Consider the following 15609-nt stretch of genomic DNA (forward strand, 5'->3'; position numbering starts at 1 on the left):
CTGACACGGGAGGACAATCCATGAGTCTCGGTTCATTTATCCGCAAGCAGTTCATTGACATCCTGCAATGGAACGAGGATCGCGACGGCGTGCTCGCCTGGCGCCATCCGATGCAGGATTTCGAAATCCAGTACGGCGCCAGCCTGACCGTGCGCGAGTCGCAGATGGCGGTGTTCGTCAACGAAGGCAAGGTGGCCGACGTGTTCGGCCCCGGGATGTACAAGCTGACCACGCAGACGCTGCCGGTCCTGACGTACTTGAAGAACTGGGACAAGCTGTTCGAGTCGCCCTTCAAATCGGACGTGATTTTCTTCAGCACGCGCCTGCAACTGGGCCGCCGCTGGGGCACGGCGCAGCCGGTGACGCTGCGCGACAGCGAATTCGGCATGGTCCGCCTGCGCGCGTTCGGCGTGTATTCGTACCAGATTTCGGACCCGGCCAAGTTCTACCGCGAAATCAGCGGCACGCGCGACGAATACACCGTGGACGACCTGGAAGCGCAGTTGCGCAACATGGTGGTCGCGGCGATGACGACGGCGCTGGGCGGCTCCAAGGTGCCGTTCCTGGACATCGCCGGCAACCAGGGGCTGATGTCGCAGAGCATCAGCGAACAGCTGGCGCCCGTGTTCGACCGCTATGGCGTCAAGCTGGACAACTTCACCGTTGAAAACGTGTCGTTGCCCGAAGAGCTGCAAAAGGCGCTGGACACGCGGATTTCGATGGGCATGGCGGGCGATCTGGGCAAGTTCACCCAGTACCAGACGGCCACCTCGATCCCGTTGGCGGCGCAGAACGAAGGCGGCATCGCCGGCATCGGCGCAGGCCTGGCGGCCGGCGCCGCGCTGGGCCAGACCATGGCGGCCGGCCTGGGCGTAGGCCAGGGCCAGCAGCCGGCGCAGCAGGTGGCGCCCGTCGCCGCCGTCGACCCGGTCGCGCGCCTGCAGCAGTTGAAAGACCTGCTGGACAAGGGCTTGATCACCGCCGCCGACTACGACACGGCCAAGGCGGAAGTGCTGAAGAAACTCACCAGCTAAGGCCCCATGCAGCAGGTTCTGTGTCCGCAGTGCGGCGCTCCGGTCAAGTTCACGTCCACGGCCTCGGTCATGGCGGTGTGCGGCGCTTGCCGCAGCACCTTGCTCAAGGATGCCGATTCGGTCAGGCGCATTGGCGAAATGGCCGACGTGCTGGAAGACTATTCGCCCTTGTGCCTGGGGGCGGCAGGCCAGTACGACAGCAAGCGCTTCGACGTGGTCGGCCGCATCCAGCTGCGCTTTGACGAAGGTTTCTGGAACGAGTGGTACGTCTGGTTCGAAGACGGCACCGACGGCTGGCTGTCGGACGCCTCGGGCCAGTACGCCCTGACGCGCCGGCGCAAGGTCAAGACCACGCAGGGCCTGCCGGCCTTTGCCGACATCGCGCCCGGAGACGAATTGAAGCTGGACGGCCAGCGCTTCATCGCCGCCGACGTGCGGGCCTGCAAGGCGGGCGGGGCGCAGGGCGAACTGCCGTTCGTGCCCGGCGACGGCTGGGAAGCCAAGGTGGCGGACTTCCGCAGCCTGGACGCCTTCCTGACGCTGGATTTTTCCGACGGCCCCGAGCCCGAGCTTTATATTGGGAAGGCGTTCGACCTGTCCGCCATGCAGGCGGGGTCGTTGCGCACCAACGAGCAGGTCGAGGAAACGGCCGGCCGGTTCCGCGGCCAGATCAAGGCGCTGGACTGCCCGAATTGCGGCGGCCCCATCAGCTTCGTGGCCGCCATGGCCACCCAGGTGGTCTGCCCGTCCTGCGCGGCCGCGGTCGATTGCTCGGGCCCTACCGCCGAAGTGATCGAGAAGGCCCGCAAGGTCAAGGCCATCAAGACCACGCTGTCGCTCGGCGCGGTCGCCAAGATCGACGGCGCCAGTTACACGTTGATCGGCCTGATGAAATGCGCCGATCCCGACCCCGAAGAACCGTCCGACTGGATCGAATACCTGCTGTTCAATCCGGTCAAGGGCTTTATCTGGCTGGTCGAGACGGACGAGGGCTGGGAGCGCGTGCAGGTGTGCGACACCTGGCCCAGCTACAACAACCCGACCAGCGTGCGCTGGCGCTCCAAGCTGTACCAGAAGCTGTACGACTACACCTCGCGGGTCGAGATGCCGCTGGGCGCGTTCAACTGGCGCGTCAAGGCGGGCGACACGACGAAGATCACCGACTACAAGGCCGGCACGCTGAAGCTGACGCGCGAACTGGGCGACGCCGAACTCGGCTGGTCGGCGGCGGCGCCCGTCGCGCCCGCGCAATTGGCGGAATGGTTCGGCGACGCCCAATTGGCCAAGCAGAAATCCCTGCCCCTGGGCGGCAAGCGGGGTGGGTACGGCAAATGGGCCTGGTTCGCGACGATCGGAATGGTCTTCTTGAACATGGGCAACATCTTCAACGGCCGCTTCGTGCCGGTCTTGATCGGCCTGGCGTTCCTGTGGTTCCCCGCCAAGCTGGCGGACAAGCTTTCCGGAAAGGACGAATAGGACGATGGGCAAGTTCCTGTATGCCATCTATGCCCTGGTCGTGGTGATGGCCGCCACCGGCGCCAGCTCGCCCGGCGTCCGCATGACGGGCGGAAGCAGCAGCAGTAGCAGCAGTTGGGGCAGCAGTTCGTCCGGCAGTTCGGGCTGGTCCTCGGGCGGTTCGCACAAGTGACCGTGCATGCCACTCCGGGCCGCCACGTGCTGGCGGATTTCCGCGGCGTCGCAGCCGAACGCCTGACGGATCCCGCCGCGCTGCAAGCGCAGATGATCGCGGCCGCCCAGGCCGCGGGCGCCCACGTCCTGAGCGCCCATTTCCATCATTTCGGCGAAGGCGCCGGCGTGACCGGCGTGGTCATGCTGAGCGAGTCCCACATCAGCATCCATTCCTGGCCCGAACACCGGTTCGCGGCGCTGGACATCTTCATGTGCGGCGCGGCGCAGCCTGAACTGGCGCTGGCATGCCTGCAAACCGCGCTGGCGCCGGAGTCGGTGCGCGTCACCACGGTCGCCCGCGGCTGAACCCGCGTTTTCCCGCGTTTGATCTGGCTCAATTTGCCCTTTGGCGGCAAATTGACTAGCGTTATATACCTATATATATTTCGTTACCGTCATCGCCATTCCCGAGGAGAAGATCATGTCCTGCAAACGCCCGCTTCTGGCGCTGTCTCTTGCGCTGTCCGCCTTGTGGGGCGCCAGCGCCCATGCCGGCGACCTGGTCGTGTCCGCCGCCGCCAGCCTGACCAACGCCTTCAAGGAAGTGGCCCAGGGCTACGAGAAGGAAAACCCCGGCACCAAGGTTGTCCTGAACTTCGGCGCGTCCGACGTGCTGCTGCAGCAAATCGTGAAGGGCGCGCCTGCCGACGTGTTCGCCTCGGCGGACCAGAAGGCGATGGACAAGGCGGTCGAAGAAAAGGCCGTCAAGCCCGCTTCCCGCGTGGACTTCGCGTCCAACCAGATCGTGCTGATCGTCCCGACGGACAGCAAGGCCAACATCACGGCGCTGAAAGACCTGACGCGCGACGACGTCAAGCGCATCGCCTACGGCAACCCGGCGTCGGTGCCGGTGGGCCGCTATACGCAAGGCGCGCTGGAAGCCGCCGGGCTGTGGGCGGCCGTCCAGGCCAAGAGCGTGCTGGCCCAGAACGTGCGCCAAAGCCTGGATTACGTGTCGCGCGGTGAAGTGGACGCCGGATTCGTGTTCGCGACCGACGCCGCCATCATGCCGGACAAGGTCAAGGTCGCCGTGCGCGTGCCGTCGCAGACGCCCGTCACCTATCCCATCGCCGTGACGGCGCGCGAAGCCGCCGCCAAGGAAGCCGCCAGCTTCGTGGCCTATGTGCTGTCGCCCGCCGGTCAGGCTATCCTGTCGCGCTACGGCTTCCAGAAGCCCTGAGTCTTGTTGAATCGCAGGAACTGATGACTGATCCGGTTTGGGTGCCGCTGCTGCTTTCCTTGAAAGTCGCAGGCTGGGCAACGCTGTTGGCGACCGTGGCCGGCACCGCCGCGGCATTTGGCTTGTCGCGCTGGCGCTGGCCGGGCCGCGACCTGCTCGACGCCATCCTGACCTTGCCCCTGGTCCTGCCGCCCACCGTGCTGGGCTACTACCTGCTGGTCTTGCTGGGCCGGCGCGGCGTCATCGGCGAAACGCTGGCGGGGTGGGGCATCGAACTGGTCTTCACCTGGCAAGGTGCCGTGATCGCCGCGTCCGTCGTGGCGTTTCCGCTGGTGTTCAAGTCGGCCCGGGCCGCTTTCGAAAACGTGGACAGCCAACTCGAGAACGCGGCGCGCGTGCTGGGCGTCGGCGAAGCCGGCGTCTTCTTCCGCGTGACCTTGCCGCTGGCGGCCCGCGGCATCGCGGCGGGCGTGCTGCTGGCGTTTGCCCGGGCCCTGGGCGAATTCGGCGCGACCCTGATGATCGCCGGCAATCTGCCGGGCCGCACCCAGACCCTGTCTGTCGCCATCTACGAAGCGGTGCAGGCGGGAGACGACCGCACCGCCAACCTGCTGGTGCTGGTGACCTCGGTGACCTGCGTCGTGGTCCTGCTGGTGGCGGGCAAGCTGGTGCCCATCGGCACCGGCCAGCGCAACGGAGGCGGGCGATGAGCGTCAGCATCCAGGTCAATAAGCGCATGGTCTCGGGCGACCGGCATTTCGAACTGGACGTCGCGTTCACGTCGTCGTCCAAGCGCATCGCCTTGTTCGGGCCGTCCGGCGCGGGCAAGAGCCTGACGCTGCGCGCGGTGGCGGGCCTGCTGCGGCCGGATGCCGGGCGCATCGAGATCAACGGCCGGGTGCTGTTCGATGCGCAGGCGGGGGTGTGCCTGCCATCGCAATCCCGCCGGGTGGCGTACCTGTTCCAGGACTACGCGTTGTTTCCCCATCTGACGGTGGCGCAGAACATCGCATTCGGCTTGCGGCGCGGATGGCTCAATCCGCCCAAGCGCGGCGTCGGGCGCGAAGCGCAACGCTGGGTGGACGCATTCGAGCTGGGCGCCATCGTGGGCAGCTATCCGAACGAGATCTCGGGCGGGCAGAAGCAACGGGTGGCCTTGGCGCGCGCCTTGACGCTGCAACCCGACATCCTGTTGCTGGACGAGCCGTTTTCCGCGCTGGATTCGCAATTGCGCGGCAAGATGCGCCAGGAATTGAATGCCTTGCAGCGGCAACTGGACGTGCCGATGCTGCTGATCACCCATGATCCGGCGGATGTCGACGCCTTGGCCGACGAGGTCTTTGAAGTGCGCGACGGCAAGGTGCGCCGCCGCGACGAGGACCTGGGCGTTTGAACGCCAGGCTTGTGCGGCCTTAGTCCAGCACGCCCAGGATCACGCTGGAGGCCTTGAAGATCGCCACGGCCGGCGCGCCCACGGCCAGTCCCAGGTCCGTGGCGCTTTCGTTGGTGACGATGGCCACCAGCGTCGTGCCGCCATCCATGCCGATCAGGATTTCGCTGTTGACGGCACCGGGGCGCACGGCGCTGATCTTGCCCTGCAACTGGTTGCGGGCCGACAGCCGCAGGCCAGGGCCGGGGGCGCCGACGATGACGTTGGACGCCTTCACCAGCGCGATCGCCTCTTTGCCGGACACAAGGCCCAGTTCCGCCGTGCTTTCGCGCGTGATGGTGGCGGCGATGGTGTGGCCGCCCGCGATGCGCAGCAGGATTTCGTCGTTGACGGCGCCCGCGCGGACTTCGATGACGGTGCCCAGGAATTTATTGCGTGCGCTGGTCTTCAACATGAAACGCCTCATAAGGTCGATATCGCCACTGGCGTCCAGGCCGGCGCGCGTCAGGTTGTCCATGAATTTGCGGTGCTCGCCTTCCAATGCCCGGAATGTCGCGATGAGGCGACGCGCGCGATCGGTCAACTGCGTGCCGCCGCCGCCCTTGCCGCCTGCGGCCCGCACCACAAGGGGTTCGCCCGCCAGATTGTTCATGGCGTCGATGGCGTCCCAGGCGCCCTTGTAGCTCATGCCGACCGCGCGGGCGGCGGCCGTGATCGAGCCGGTGGCGTCAATCTGCGCCAACAGGTCTATGCGGTTCTTTCCGCCCCAGGTCTGGGCGCCGGAACGAAACCAGATCGAGCCGTCTAGTTCCAACATGGTCGAGTGTGCATCGGGTCAGAAGTCATGCCAGAGTGTAATGGACAGGCGCTGGCGGAACCCAGGCGCGGCCGCGTGGAAAGTGCGGGATGCGAATGAGATTCTGTTGAAACTTTACGGGGTTCGCGGCACTATGTTCAGGCCCTGAGCTCTCGGAGAGGACGACATGAAAGCGTTTGAAGCGTTGAAATGGGTGGCGGCGGGTTCCATGACGGCATTGCTTGCCGCTTGCGCATCGGGCCCCACGGTGAAAGGCGATTACGACCATCAGGCCGACTTCGCGCAATACCGGACGTTCGGCTACATGAACCCCTTGGGCACGGACAAGGCGGGCTACAGCAGCCTCTTGACCGAACGGCTCAAGGACGCGACGCGCGGCCAGATGGAAATGCGCGGCTACGCCTATAGCGCCACCAATCCCGACCTCCTCGTCAACTTCAGCGCCAAGCTCCAGCAAAAGACCCAGGTCACGCCGTCGCCGCCGCCCATGGGGCCTTATTACGGCTATCGGTCGGGCTTCTACGGCGGCTGGCCCGGCTACGGCTGGGGCGACGATGTCTACCAGTACACTGAAGGCACGCTCAACATCGATCTTGTCGATACGCGCCGCAAGCAGCTGGTATGGGAGGGCGTCGCCGTGGGCGAAGTCCAGAATCCCGAAACCGCCGGCTCGCCGCAAAACGTGGACAAGGCCGTCGCCGAGATCTTCGCCAAGTACCCGTTCCGCGCGGGCGTCGCCGCCCCGCAAGTGCCGGACAAAAGCAAACGTTAGCCTGAGGTAGCCGAATGACCACTCGCCGCAAGGCCAAGTCCCAAGACACCGGCGATACGCCTCCCTACGAAACCGTCGCCCTGGTGCTGCAAGGCGGGGGCGCGCTGGGGTCCTACCAGGCGGGGGTGTACCAGGGCTTGCACGAAGCGGGCATTCGGCCCAACTGGATATCAGGCATCTCCATCGGCTCGATCAACGCGGCCATCATCGCAGGCTCTCGCGAAGATGAACGCGTTGATCGGCTGCGCGGATTCTGGGAAAGCATCTGCCGGCCGGCGGGATTCGCCTCGGTGCCATGGGGCGACACCCTGGCAGGCATGTTTGAAGGCATCCCCTTCGGATTCGGGTCGCCGGCCATGAACGGCCAGATGTCCGCGTTCCAGGCGTTGTTCTCCGGGCAGCCGGGCTTCTTCAAGCCGCGCTTTCCGCCGCCCTATTGGGTGCACGGGCACGGCGCCGCCTCCACCAGCTTCTACGACACCACGCCCTTGGCCGCCACGTTGCGCCAGTTCGTGGATTTCGACCTGCTCAATAGCGGGGCGGTACGGGCCAGTTTCGGTGTGGTGAACGTGCGCACCGGCAATTTCGCCTATTTCGACAGCCTGAAAGACACGCTTCGCCCGGAGCACATCATGGCGTCCGGCGCCTTGCCGCCCGGATTTCCGTCCGTGGAGATCGACGGCGAGCACTATTGGGATGGCGGCGTAGTGTCGAACACGCCGCTGGCGCAAGTGCTGACCACCGACAACATGCGCGACACCCTGGCGTTCCAGGTGGACCTGTGGCCGGCGCGCGGCGGCTTGCCGACCTCGCTGGAAGAAGTGGCCGAGCGCCAGAAAGACATCCAGTATTCCAGCCGGACCCGCCTGGTCACGGATCAGCTGCGGCGCGTGCTGAAGCTGAGGCATGGCCTGCAGCGCCTGCTTGAGCGCCTGCCCGAAGACGAGCGCGGCGCCCCCGATCTGGCTGAAATCCGCAAGTTGTCGCATACGCCCGCCACCAACATCGTCAACCTGATCTACGAGTCCAAGCACCTTGAGCGCTTCTCCAAGGACTACGAGTTCGGCACGGAGGCCATGCGCGAACACTGGGAATCCGGCTTGTCCGACATCCGCCAGACGCTTGCCAAGCCCGGCATCCTGGCCCGCCCCACCGAGGACAGCTGCTTCGTGACCCACGATATCCACCGCAACGGAAAACACAGTTAGGGGCTGGGGTAGGACCGGTCTGATAGTTGCCGCATAACGCCGCCAGATGCCGGAGACCCCGGTAGGCTTTCGGGACAACCTGAAACCTTGTTCCCGGATCTCGCCGCCGGCAGGCCTGGCGGCGGCAGTCCTGGTGGAGATACGCCATGAATGCCCAGCCGCCCGCGCCCCATGCTCCCGACCGTATCGACGGCTGGTGGAGCCTGCTCTACCAAGGGTGGACGTTGATGACGCCCGCCGGTGTCCGCATTGACCTGACCGGGATGGAGCGCGCCTGTTTCCTTTGCCTGCTTGGAAACGCCAGCCGCGAGCTGCTGCGCGACGAGCTGATGGCGTTGCGCAGCCGCACCAGCATGCGAACCCTGAATGTGGCTATTTGCCGCCTGCGCCACAAGGTCCTGCAGACGGGCGTGCGCTTGCCGCTGCATACCGTGCACGGCGTGGGCTATGTGTTCCTGGGCAATCTCCGGAATATTTCGAACTGCTGAGCTTGTTACCTATTTGTCGCCTCCGCGCATCGAGTCAAGGCCCGAAAGTACGTAATTTCCCCAATAACTGAGTTACATTATCGGGCTATTCACGTGTCAAGACCGACGCATGGCTTATCCTGATCGCGCATCGTTGGCGCGATTGCCCGTGCGCAGGCAGGATGCGGTCAATTGAAGCGGTTAACTACGCTACGCGGGGGTTTCAATGCGGTTTTCGCCTAAACGTGTTTCAGGTCTGGCTTTTTCCGGTGGCGTCCTCGCGCTGATATTGGCGGGATGCGGCGAAAAGCCCCAGATGAACCCCGGCATGCCTCAGGTCAGCGTCATTACCGTGCAACCCGAGCGTGCCCCCATCGTCTCCGAGTTGCCGGGCCGCGTGGACGCGGTGCGCGACGCGCAAATCCGTTCGCGCGTGACCGGCATCGTCCAGAAGATCACCTTCGATCAGGGCAGCGACGTCAAGGAAAACCAACTGCTGTTCAAGATTGATCCGGCGCCCTACAAGGCGGCCTACGATCAGGCGACGGCGCAGTTGAAGCAGGCGCAGGCGAACCTGTTCAGCGCCAAGCTGCTGGCCGACCGCTACGCGCCGCTGGTCAAGGCCAACGCGGTCAGCAAGCAGGAATACGACAACGCCGTTGCGTCGTTCCGGCAGGCAGACGCGGCCGTGGCCGCCGCCAAGGCCGCGCAGGACAACGCCGCCATCAACCTCGGCTACACCGATGTCACCTCGCCCATCACGGGCCGCATCGGCAAGCCGCTGGTCACCGAAGGCGCGCTGGTCGAATCCACCTCCGCCACGCAAATGGCCACGGTGCAGCAGCTGGATCCCGTCTACGTGGACTTCACCCAGTCCACCGCCGAGCTGGCCACGCTGCGCCGCGCATTCGCCAGCGGCCAGTTGCAGCAAGTGGGCAAGGACACCGCGCGCGCTACCGTGGTGCTGGAAGACGGCTCGGAATACACGCATGCCGGCAAGCTGCTGTTCACCGGCATCACCGTGGATCCGTCCACGGGCCAGGTGAACCTGCGCGCCGAAGTGCCCAACCCCGACGGCATCCTGCTGCCCGGCATGTACGTGCGCGTCCGGCTGGAACAGGGCGTGAACGACAAGGCGCTGGTCGTGCCGCAGCAGGCGCTGCAGCGCACCGCCGACGGTTCGCAGAGCCTGATGCTGGTCAAGGACAACAAGATCGAACAGTTGCCCGTCACGACCGGCGGCGCGATCAAAAACAACTGGTTGATCACCAGCGGCCTGAAGGCCGGCGACGTCGTCGTGGTGGAAGGTTTCCAGAAGATCCGTCCCGGTGCGCCCGTGCAAGTCAGCCAATGGAGCAAGAACGGCACGCCTGCACCCGGTGGCCAGCCGGCGGCGCAACCCGGCGCCAAGCCGGCTGCCCCCGCCGAATCGCCCAAACCTGCCGAGCCTGCCCAGCAGGACAAGGCAGCAGGCCAGAAATCGTAAGCGGCACGCGGCGCAGCAAGCGCCGCGTTCCCCTTTGGTGAGCATCGCTTTCAGAGTCAGCCCACATGCCGCAATTTTTTATTGATCGACCAATTTTCGCCTGGGTAGTCGCCCTGTTCATTCTGTTGGCAGGGGTGTTGGCCATCCCGAACATGCCGATATCGCAGTATCCGGACGTGGCGCCACCGGCGATCACGATCACTGCCACGTACCCGGGCGCGTCTGCCAAGGAAGTGGCGGAATCGGTCACCAGCATCATCGAAGACAAGCTCAACGGCGCCAAGGGCCTGATCTACTACGAGTCGGTCAGCGATTCCTACGGCACCTCGACGATTACGTCGACCTTCGCGCCGGGCACGGATCCCGACTTGGCGCAGGTTGACGTGCAGAACCGCGTATCGAACGTGATCGCGCAGTTGCCGTCCGCCGTGCAGCAGCAGGGCCTGAAGTACGAGCAGACCAGTACCGGCTTCCTGATGATCGTGACGCTGTCGTCCACCGACGGCTCGCTGGATCAGACCGCGCTGGCCGACTACATCACGCGCAACGTGCAGAACCCGGTGTCGCGGGTGGCCGGCGTGGGCCAGTTCCAGCTGTTCGCCGCGCCGCGCGCCATGCGGGTGTGGGTAGATCCCGCCAAGCTGGTGGGCTTCAACCTGAGCATGTCCGAGGTCAACCAGGCCATCGCCGGGCAGAACGTGCTGGTTTCCGGCGGCAGCATCGGCGCGCCGCCCAACCCCGATACGCAGCGCATCACCGCCACGGTGACGGCCAACGGCCAGCTGAGCACGGTCGACGGTTTCGGCAAGATCGTCCTGCGCGCCAATACCGACGGTTCCAAGGTGCTGTTGCGCGACGTCGCCCGCATTGAAGTGGGCGCCGACAACTACCAGTTCGGGGCCCGCCTGAACGGCAAGCCCACGGCGGCATTCGCCGTCGTGCTGTCGCCGAACGCCAACGCCCTGGCCACGGCGCAGGGCGTGCGCCAGCAGATGGAAGAACTGTCCAAGTACTTCCCGGGCAACATCAAGTACTCCATCCCCTATGACACCGCACCCTACGTGAAGGTGTCGATCGAGCAGGTGCTGCACACCCTGGCCGAAGCCATGGTGCTGGTGTTCCTGGTGATGTACCTGTTCCTGCAGAACGTGCGCTACACCCTGATCCCGGCGCTTGTCGTGCCGGTGGCCATGCTGGGGTCGTTCGCGGTGATGCTGGGGCTGGGGTTCTCGATCAACGTGCTGACCATGTTCGCGATGGTGCTAGCCATCGGGATTCTGGTGGACGACGCCATCGTGGTCGTCGAGAACGTCGAACGGATCATGGCGACGGAAGGCTTGCCGCCCAAGGAAGCCACCAAGCGAGCCATGCCGCAGATCAGCGGGGCCATCATCGGCATCACGCTGGTGCTGGTGACGGTGTTCCTGCCGCTGGCCTTCATGAGCGGGTCGGTGGGCGTGATCTACCGGCAGTTCTCGGTGGCCATGGCCGTGTCGATTTTCTTCTCGGCGCTGCTGGCCCTGACGTTCACGCCGGCGCTGTGCGCCACGATCCTGAAGCCGGTGCCCAAGGGGCATCACAACGACAAGAAGGGCTTCTTCGGCTGGTTCAACCGCAAGTTCGACGCCACCACCCACGGTTACCAGAACTGGGTGTCGCGCATCCTGCACAAAGGTGGCCGCATGATGCTGGCCTTCCTGGTGCTGGTCGTGCTGCTGGGCTGGCTGTACCTGCGCCTGCCGTCGTCGTTCCTGCCCGAGGAAGACCAGGGCTACGTGATCAGCAACATCGAGCTGCCTACCGGCGCCAGCGCCAACCGCACGATCGAGGTGATCGAAGAGGTCGAAGCGTACTTCCGCGGCATTCCCGCGGTTGAGAACATCATCACGGTGCAAGGCTACAGCTTCAACGGCAACGGCCTGAACGCCGCTATCGCGTTCACCACGCTGAAGGACTTCAAGGAGCGCAAGGGCCGCGAGGATTCCGCGGGCGCGATCTCGTTCAACGCGTTCCAGAAGCAGTTGATGGGTGTGCATGACGCGATGGTGTTCACCCTGGTGCCGCCGGCGATCTCGTCCCTGGGCAACGCCACCGGCTTCGACCTGCGCTTGCAGGATCGCGGGTCGGGCGGCTCGGAAGCCCTGGCGGCGGCAACCGGCCAGTTGATGGGCATGGCGATGAAGAGCCCGGTGCTGTCGCAGGTCCGGATCACGGGCCTGTCTGCGGGTACGCAGCTGACCCTGAACATCGACCGCGACAAGGCAGCCGCCTTGGGCGTGGACTTCAACGAGGCGGCATCGCTGGTGTCGACCGCAGTAGGTTCCGCTTACCTGAGCAAGTTCCCGAACATGGGCCGGATGCAGAACATCTGGGTGCAGGCGGATGCGCCTTACCGCATGCAGCTGTCCGACATCCTGAAGCTGAACGCGCGCAACACGCAGGGCGGAATGGTGCCGTTGTCGACCTTCGTGTCGGCGGAATGGGTCCAGGGTCCGGTCCAGGTGGTGCGCTACAACAGCTATGAGTCCATGCGTATCGGCGGCAGCGCTGCTGCCGGCTACACCACGGGCCAGGCCATGGAGGAAATGCAGAGCCTGGTGGCCCAGTTGCCGCAAGGCTTCGGCTACGAATGGACCGGCTTGTCCTACCAGGAGCGCCAGGCCGGCAACCAGGCCCCGATCCTGATGGGCCTGTCGCTGCTGATCGTGTTCCTGGTGCTGGCCGCGCTGTATGAAAGCTGGGCCATCCCGATCTCGGTCATGCTGGTGGTGCCGCTGGGCATGCTGGGCGCGGTGGCGCTGGTCAGCGCGCTGGGCATGTCCAACGACGTGTACTTCCAGGTGGGGATGGTGACAGTGATCGGGCTGGCGGCCAAAAACGCCATCCTGATCGTGGAGTTCGCCAAGGACCAGTACGCGCGGGGCATGGGCCTGCACGAGGCCGCGGTGGAAGCCGCGCGCCTGCGGTTCCGGCCGATTCTGATGACGTCGCTGGCGTTCATCCTGGGCGTGGTGCCGTTGGCGATGGCCACGGGCGCCGGCGCAGCCAGCCAGCGCGCGGTGGGTCTGGGCGTGCTGGGCGGCATGTTGGCCGCCACGCCGTTCGCCGTGATCTTCGTGCCGACGTTCTTCGTCGTGGTGCTGGGGCTGTTCAAGACCCGTCCGCGTCTGCTGGGCGCCGAACTGCGCGCCTGGGAAGAAGAGCAGGCGGCCAAGAAGGCTGCCGGCGAATCGACGCCTGAGGCGTCCGGCGCTCCCCACACTCCCGCACAACCTAACGGTGGCCCGGAGGGCAAGGTATGAAAGCCCTGATGTTCAAACAGACCGCCATGTCCGCCTTCGTGGCGGTGGCGTTGGCTGGCTGCTCGCTGGCTCCTGACTACAAGCGACCCGACGCCCCGGTGACGGGCGCCTGGCCCGACCAGCCCAAGGTCCAGTACGGCGGTTATGCCAATCCCACGTCGCTGGGGTCGCAGCCTTCGACGTCGGTGATGCCGCAGGACGGCACGCCCGCCGCCGACCTGGGCTGGCGTGAATTTTTCCGCGATCCGCGCCTGCAAAGCCTGATCTCGCTGTCGCTCGTCAACAACCGCGACCTGCGCGTGGCCGTGCAACGTGTCGAAGAAGCGCGCGCCCAGTACGGCGTGCAGCGCGGCGCGCAATGGCCCAGCATCGGCGCCGGCATCCAGGGCCAGCGCCAGCACCTGCCGAGCAATATGCGGGCAGGCGGTCCGGATTCCAGCTCGATCAGCAGTTCGTACCAGGCCGGCATCGGCCTGACGACCTTCGAGATCGATTTGTTCGGCCGTTTGCGCAACCTGTCCGAGGCGGCGTATCAGCAATACCTGTCGACCGAACAGGCGCAGAAGAGCGTGCAGATCACGCTGGTCGGTTCAATCGCCCAGTCGTACTTCAACCTGCGCGCCGCCGAAGTCCAGCTGGAACTGACGCAGCGCACGCTGGCCTCGCGCCAGGAGTCCTACAACCTGGTCAAGCGCCGTTTCGACGGCGGCGTGGCATCCGAGCTGGACCTGAACCAGTCCAAGACCTTGCTGGACACGGCATCGTCCGACCTGGCGCAATTGGCCCGTGCCCGTGCGCAAGCGCTGAACGCGCTGGTGCTGCTGGTGGGCGCCCCGTTGCCGGAAGACCTGCCGGCGGCGGCGACCTTCGGCCGCGACCAGTTGCTGGCCACGGTGCCGTCGGGCCTGCCGTCCGACCTGCTGGAGCGTCGCCCCGACATCGTCGCGGCGGAGAACCAGTTGAAGGCGGCCAACGCCAACATCGGCGCGGCGCGCGCGGCGTTCTTCCCGACCATTTCGCTGACCGGCCTGCTGGGCGTGGCCAGCCCGTCGCTGGGCGACCTGTTCAAGGGCGGCCAGGGCTACTGGAGCTTCTCGCCGTCGATCACGACCCCGTTGTTCGCGGGCGGCAGCATCCGCGAAGGGCTGAACCTGGCGAAAGCGCGCGACAACATCGCCGTGGCGCAATACGAACAGTCCATCCAGCAGGCGTTCCGGGAAGTGTCCGACGCGCTGGCGGGCGAAGCCACCTACGGCGCGCAGCTTGACGCCCAGCGCGCATTGCAGGATTCGTCCGCGCGCACGCTGGAATTGTCGAACCTGCGCTATACCAATGGCATCGACAGCTATCTGCAGGTGCAGACGGCACAGGTGGACTTCTTCAATGCCCAGTTGTCGCTGGTGCAGACCGGCTTGGCCGCGTTGATCAACCGCGTGGAGCTCTACAAGGCGTTGGGCGGCGGCTGGGAAGAAACCACGAAAGAACCGACCAAAGTGACGACGACTGCGCAATGATTGAACTTGGTGTAAATATCGACCACGTTGCCACGTTGCGGCAACAGCGCCACACGGCGTACCCGGATCCGGTGGCCGCCGCGTTGCGCGCGGAGGACGCCGGTGCCGACCTGATCACGCTGCATCTGCGCGAAGACCGGCGCCACATCCAGGACGCGGACGTCTATGCGATTCGTCCGCTCTTGCGCACGCGCATGAACCTGGAATGCGCGATCACCGCGGAAATGCTTGAGATCGCCTGCGCGGTCAAGCCCAGCGACGTCTGCCTGGTGCCCGAAAAACGCACCGAGCTGACCACCGAGGGCGGCCTGGAAGTGGCGGGCGCGATGGGGCCGGTGACGGACGCCGTGGGCCTGTTGGCGGAAGCCGGCATTCGCGTGTCGCTGTTCATCGATCCTGACCCGGTGCAGATCTCTGCTGCGGCCAAGGCCGGCGCGACGGTGATTGAATTGCATACGGGCGCCTATGCCGAAGCCGAAGGCGACGCCGTCCCGGCCGAACTGCAACGCATCCGCCTGGCCGTCACGGAAGGCCTGCGCCATGGCCTGCGCGTGAATGCCGGGCACGGCCTGCATGTCGGCAACGTGTCGCCGGTAGCGGCGATCGACGGCATTGCCGAATTGAACATCGGCCACGCCATCGTGGCGCAAGCGGTGTTCGACGGTTGGGAAAAGGCCGTTCGCGACATGAAGGCGCTGATGGTGCAGGCCCGCCTGCAAGCGCTGCGCGGCCGGTGATGACGCCCTTGGG

15 protein-coding genes are annotated in these 15609 nt (G+C 65.5%); 14 read left to right on the top strand and 1 reads right to left on the bottom strand.

What is annotated here, in order from left to right; all coding sequences use genetic code 11:
• Window positions 1-20: 20 nt before the first annotated feature.
• The 7 genes from A9973_RS07050 to A9973_RS07080 all read left to right on the top strand — a co-directional run bounded on the left by A9973_RS07050 (window position 21) and on the right by A9973_RS07080 (window position 5296).
• Window positions 21-1034: an SPFH domain-containing protein gene (locus A9973_RS07050; protein ID WP_183013009.1), complete on the top strand. Its 1014-nt coding sequence runs from the start codon at window positions 21-23 to the stop codon at window positions 1032-1034.
• A gap of 6 nt (window positions 1035-1040) precedes the next feature.
• The gene (locus tag A9973_RS07055; RefSeq protein WP_183013010.1) at window positions 1041-2510 is read left to right on the top strand and encodes a DUF4178 domain-containing protein; all 1470 of its coding nucleotides are present in this window, start codon (window positions 1041-1043) and stop codon (window positions 2508-2510) included.
• A gap of 4 nt (window positions 2511-2514) precedes the next feature.
• The gene (locus A9973_RS07060) at window positions 2515-2682 is read left to right on the top strand and encodes a hypothetical protein (RefSeq protein ID WP_183013011.1); all 168 of its coding nucleotides are present in this window, start codon (window positions 2515-2517) and stop codon (window positions 2680-2682) included.
• Window positions 2679-3029 (top strand): adenosylmethionine decarboxylase, encoded by a 351-nt coding sequence (gene speD / locus A9973_RS07065; protein ID WP_183013012.1) that lies wholly within the window; start codon window positions 2679-2681, stop codon window positions 3027-3029. The genes A9973_RS07060 and speD overlap by 4 nt, the downstream gene beginning before the upstream one ends.
• A 115-nt stretch (window positions 3030-3144) precedes the next feature.
• A complete protein-coding gene (gene modA / locus A9973_RS07070; RefSeq protein WP_183013013.1) occupies window positions 3145-3903 on the top strand; it encodes a molybdate ABC transporter substrate-binding protein in 759 nt (252 codons plus the stop codon).
• A 23-nt stretch (window positions 3904-3926) separates the two neighbouring features.
• A complete protein-coding gene (gene modB, locus A9973_RS07075) occupies window positions 3927-4613 on the top strand; it encodes a molybdate ABC transporter permease subunit (RefSeq protein ID WP_183013014.1) in 687 nt (228 codons plus the stop codon).
• Entirely contained in the window at window positions 4610-5296 is a 687-nt protein-coding gene (locus A9973_RS07080) for an ATP-binding cassette domain-containing protein (RefSeq protein ID WP_183013015.1), read from the top strand. Before modB ends, A9973_RS07080 begins: the two co-directional genes overlap by 4 nt.
• 19 nt (window positions 5297-5315) lie before the next feature.
• Here the strand turns inward: A9973_RS07080 and A9973_RS07085 are convergent, their stop codons facing one another.
• Window positions 5316-6110 (bottom strand): TOBE domain-containing protein, encoded by a 795-nt coding sequence (locus A9973_RS07085; RefSeq protein ID WP_183013016.1) that lies wholly within the window; start codon window positions 6108-6110, stop codon window positions 5316-5318.
• 166 nt (window positions 6111-6276) lie between these two features.
• Between A9973_RS07085 and A9973_RS07090 the strand changes: the two genes are divergently transcribed.
• The 7 genes from A9973_RS07090 (at window position 6277) to A9973_RS07120 (ending at window position 15596) form a co-directional block, all read left to right on the top strand.
• Complete coding sequence (locus A9973_RS07090) at window positions 6277-6882, top strand: DUF4136 domain-containing protein (RefSeq protein ID WP_183013017.1); 606 nt, start codon at window positions 6277-6279, stop codon at window positions 6880-6882.
• A gap of 14 nt (window positions 6883-6896) precedes the next feature.
• Window positions 6897-8090: a patatin-like phospholipase family protein gene (locus tag A9973_RS07095; RefSeq protein WP_183013018.1), complete on the top strand. Its 1194-nt coding sequence runs from the start codon at window positions 6897-6899 to the stop codon at window positions 8088-8090.
• Between the two features lie 146 nt (window positions 8091-8236).
• Window positions 8237-8578, top strand: coding sequence for a helix-turn-helix domain-containing protein (locus A9973_RS07100; RefSeq protein WP_183013019.1), 342 nt, complete (start codon window positions 8237-8239; stop codon window positions 8576-8578).
• 205 nt (window positions 8579-8783) lie between these two features.
• Complete coding sequence (locus A9973_RS07105) at window positions 8784-10043, top strand: efflux RND transporter periplasmic adaptor subunit (protein WP_183013020.1); 1260 nt, start codon at window positions 8784-8786, stop codon at window positions 10041-10043.
• 65 nt (window positions 10044-10108) lie between these two features.
• The gene (locus A9973_RS07110; RefSeq protein ID WP_183013021.1) at window positions 10109-13345 is read left to right on the top strand and encodes an efflux RND transporter permease subunit; all 3237 of its coding nucleotides are present in this window, start codon (window positions 10109-10111) and stop codon (window positions 13343-13345) included.
• Window positions 13342-14859: an efflux transporter outer membrane subunit gene (locus tag A9973_RS07115; protein WP_183013022.1), complete on the top strand. Its 1518-nt coding sequence runs from the start codon at window positions 13342-13344 to the stop codon at window positions 14857-14859. The genes A9973_RS07110 and A9973_RS07115 overlap by 4 nt, the downstream gene beginning before the upstream one ends.
• Window positions 14856-15596 (top strand): pyridoxine 5'-phosphate synthase, encoded by a 741-nt coding sequence (locus A9973_RS07120; protein WP_183013023.1) that lies wholly within the window; start codon window positions 14856-14858, stop codon window positions 15594-15596. Before A9973_RS07115 ends, A9973_RS07120 begins: the two co-directional genes overlap by 4 nt.
• Window positions 15597-15609: the final 13 nt, after the last annotated feature.

Source organism: Achromobacter sp. UMC46, from assembly GCF_014170335.1.
Lineage (GTDB): Bacteria > Pseudomonadota > Gammaproteobacteria > Burkholderiales > Burkholderiaceae_B > Achromobacter.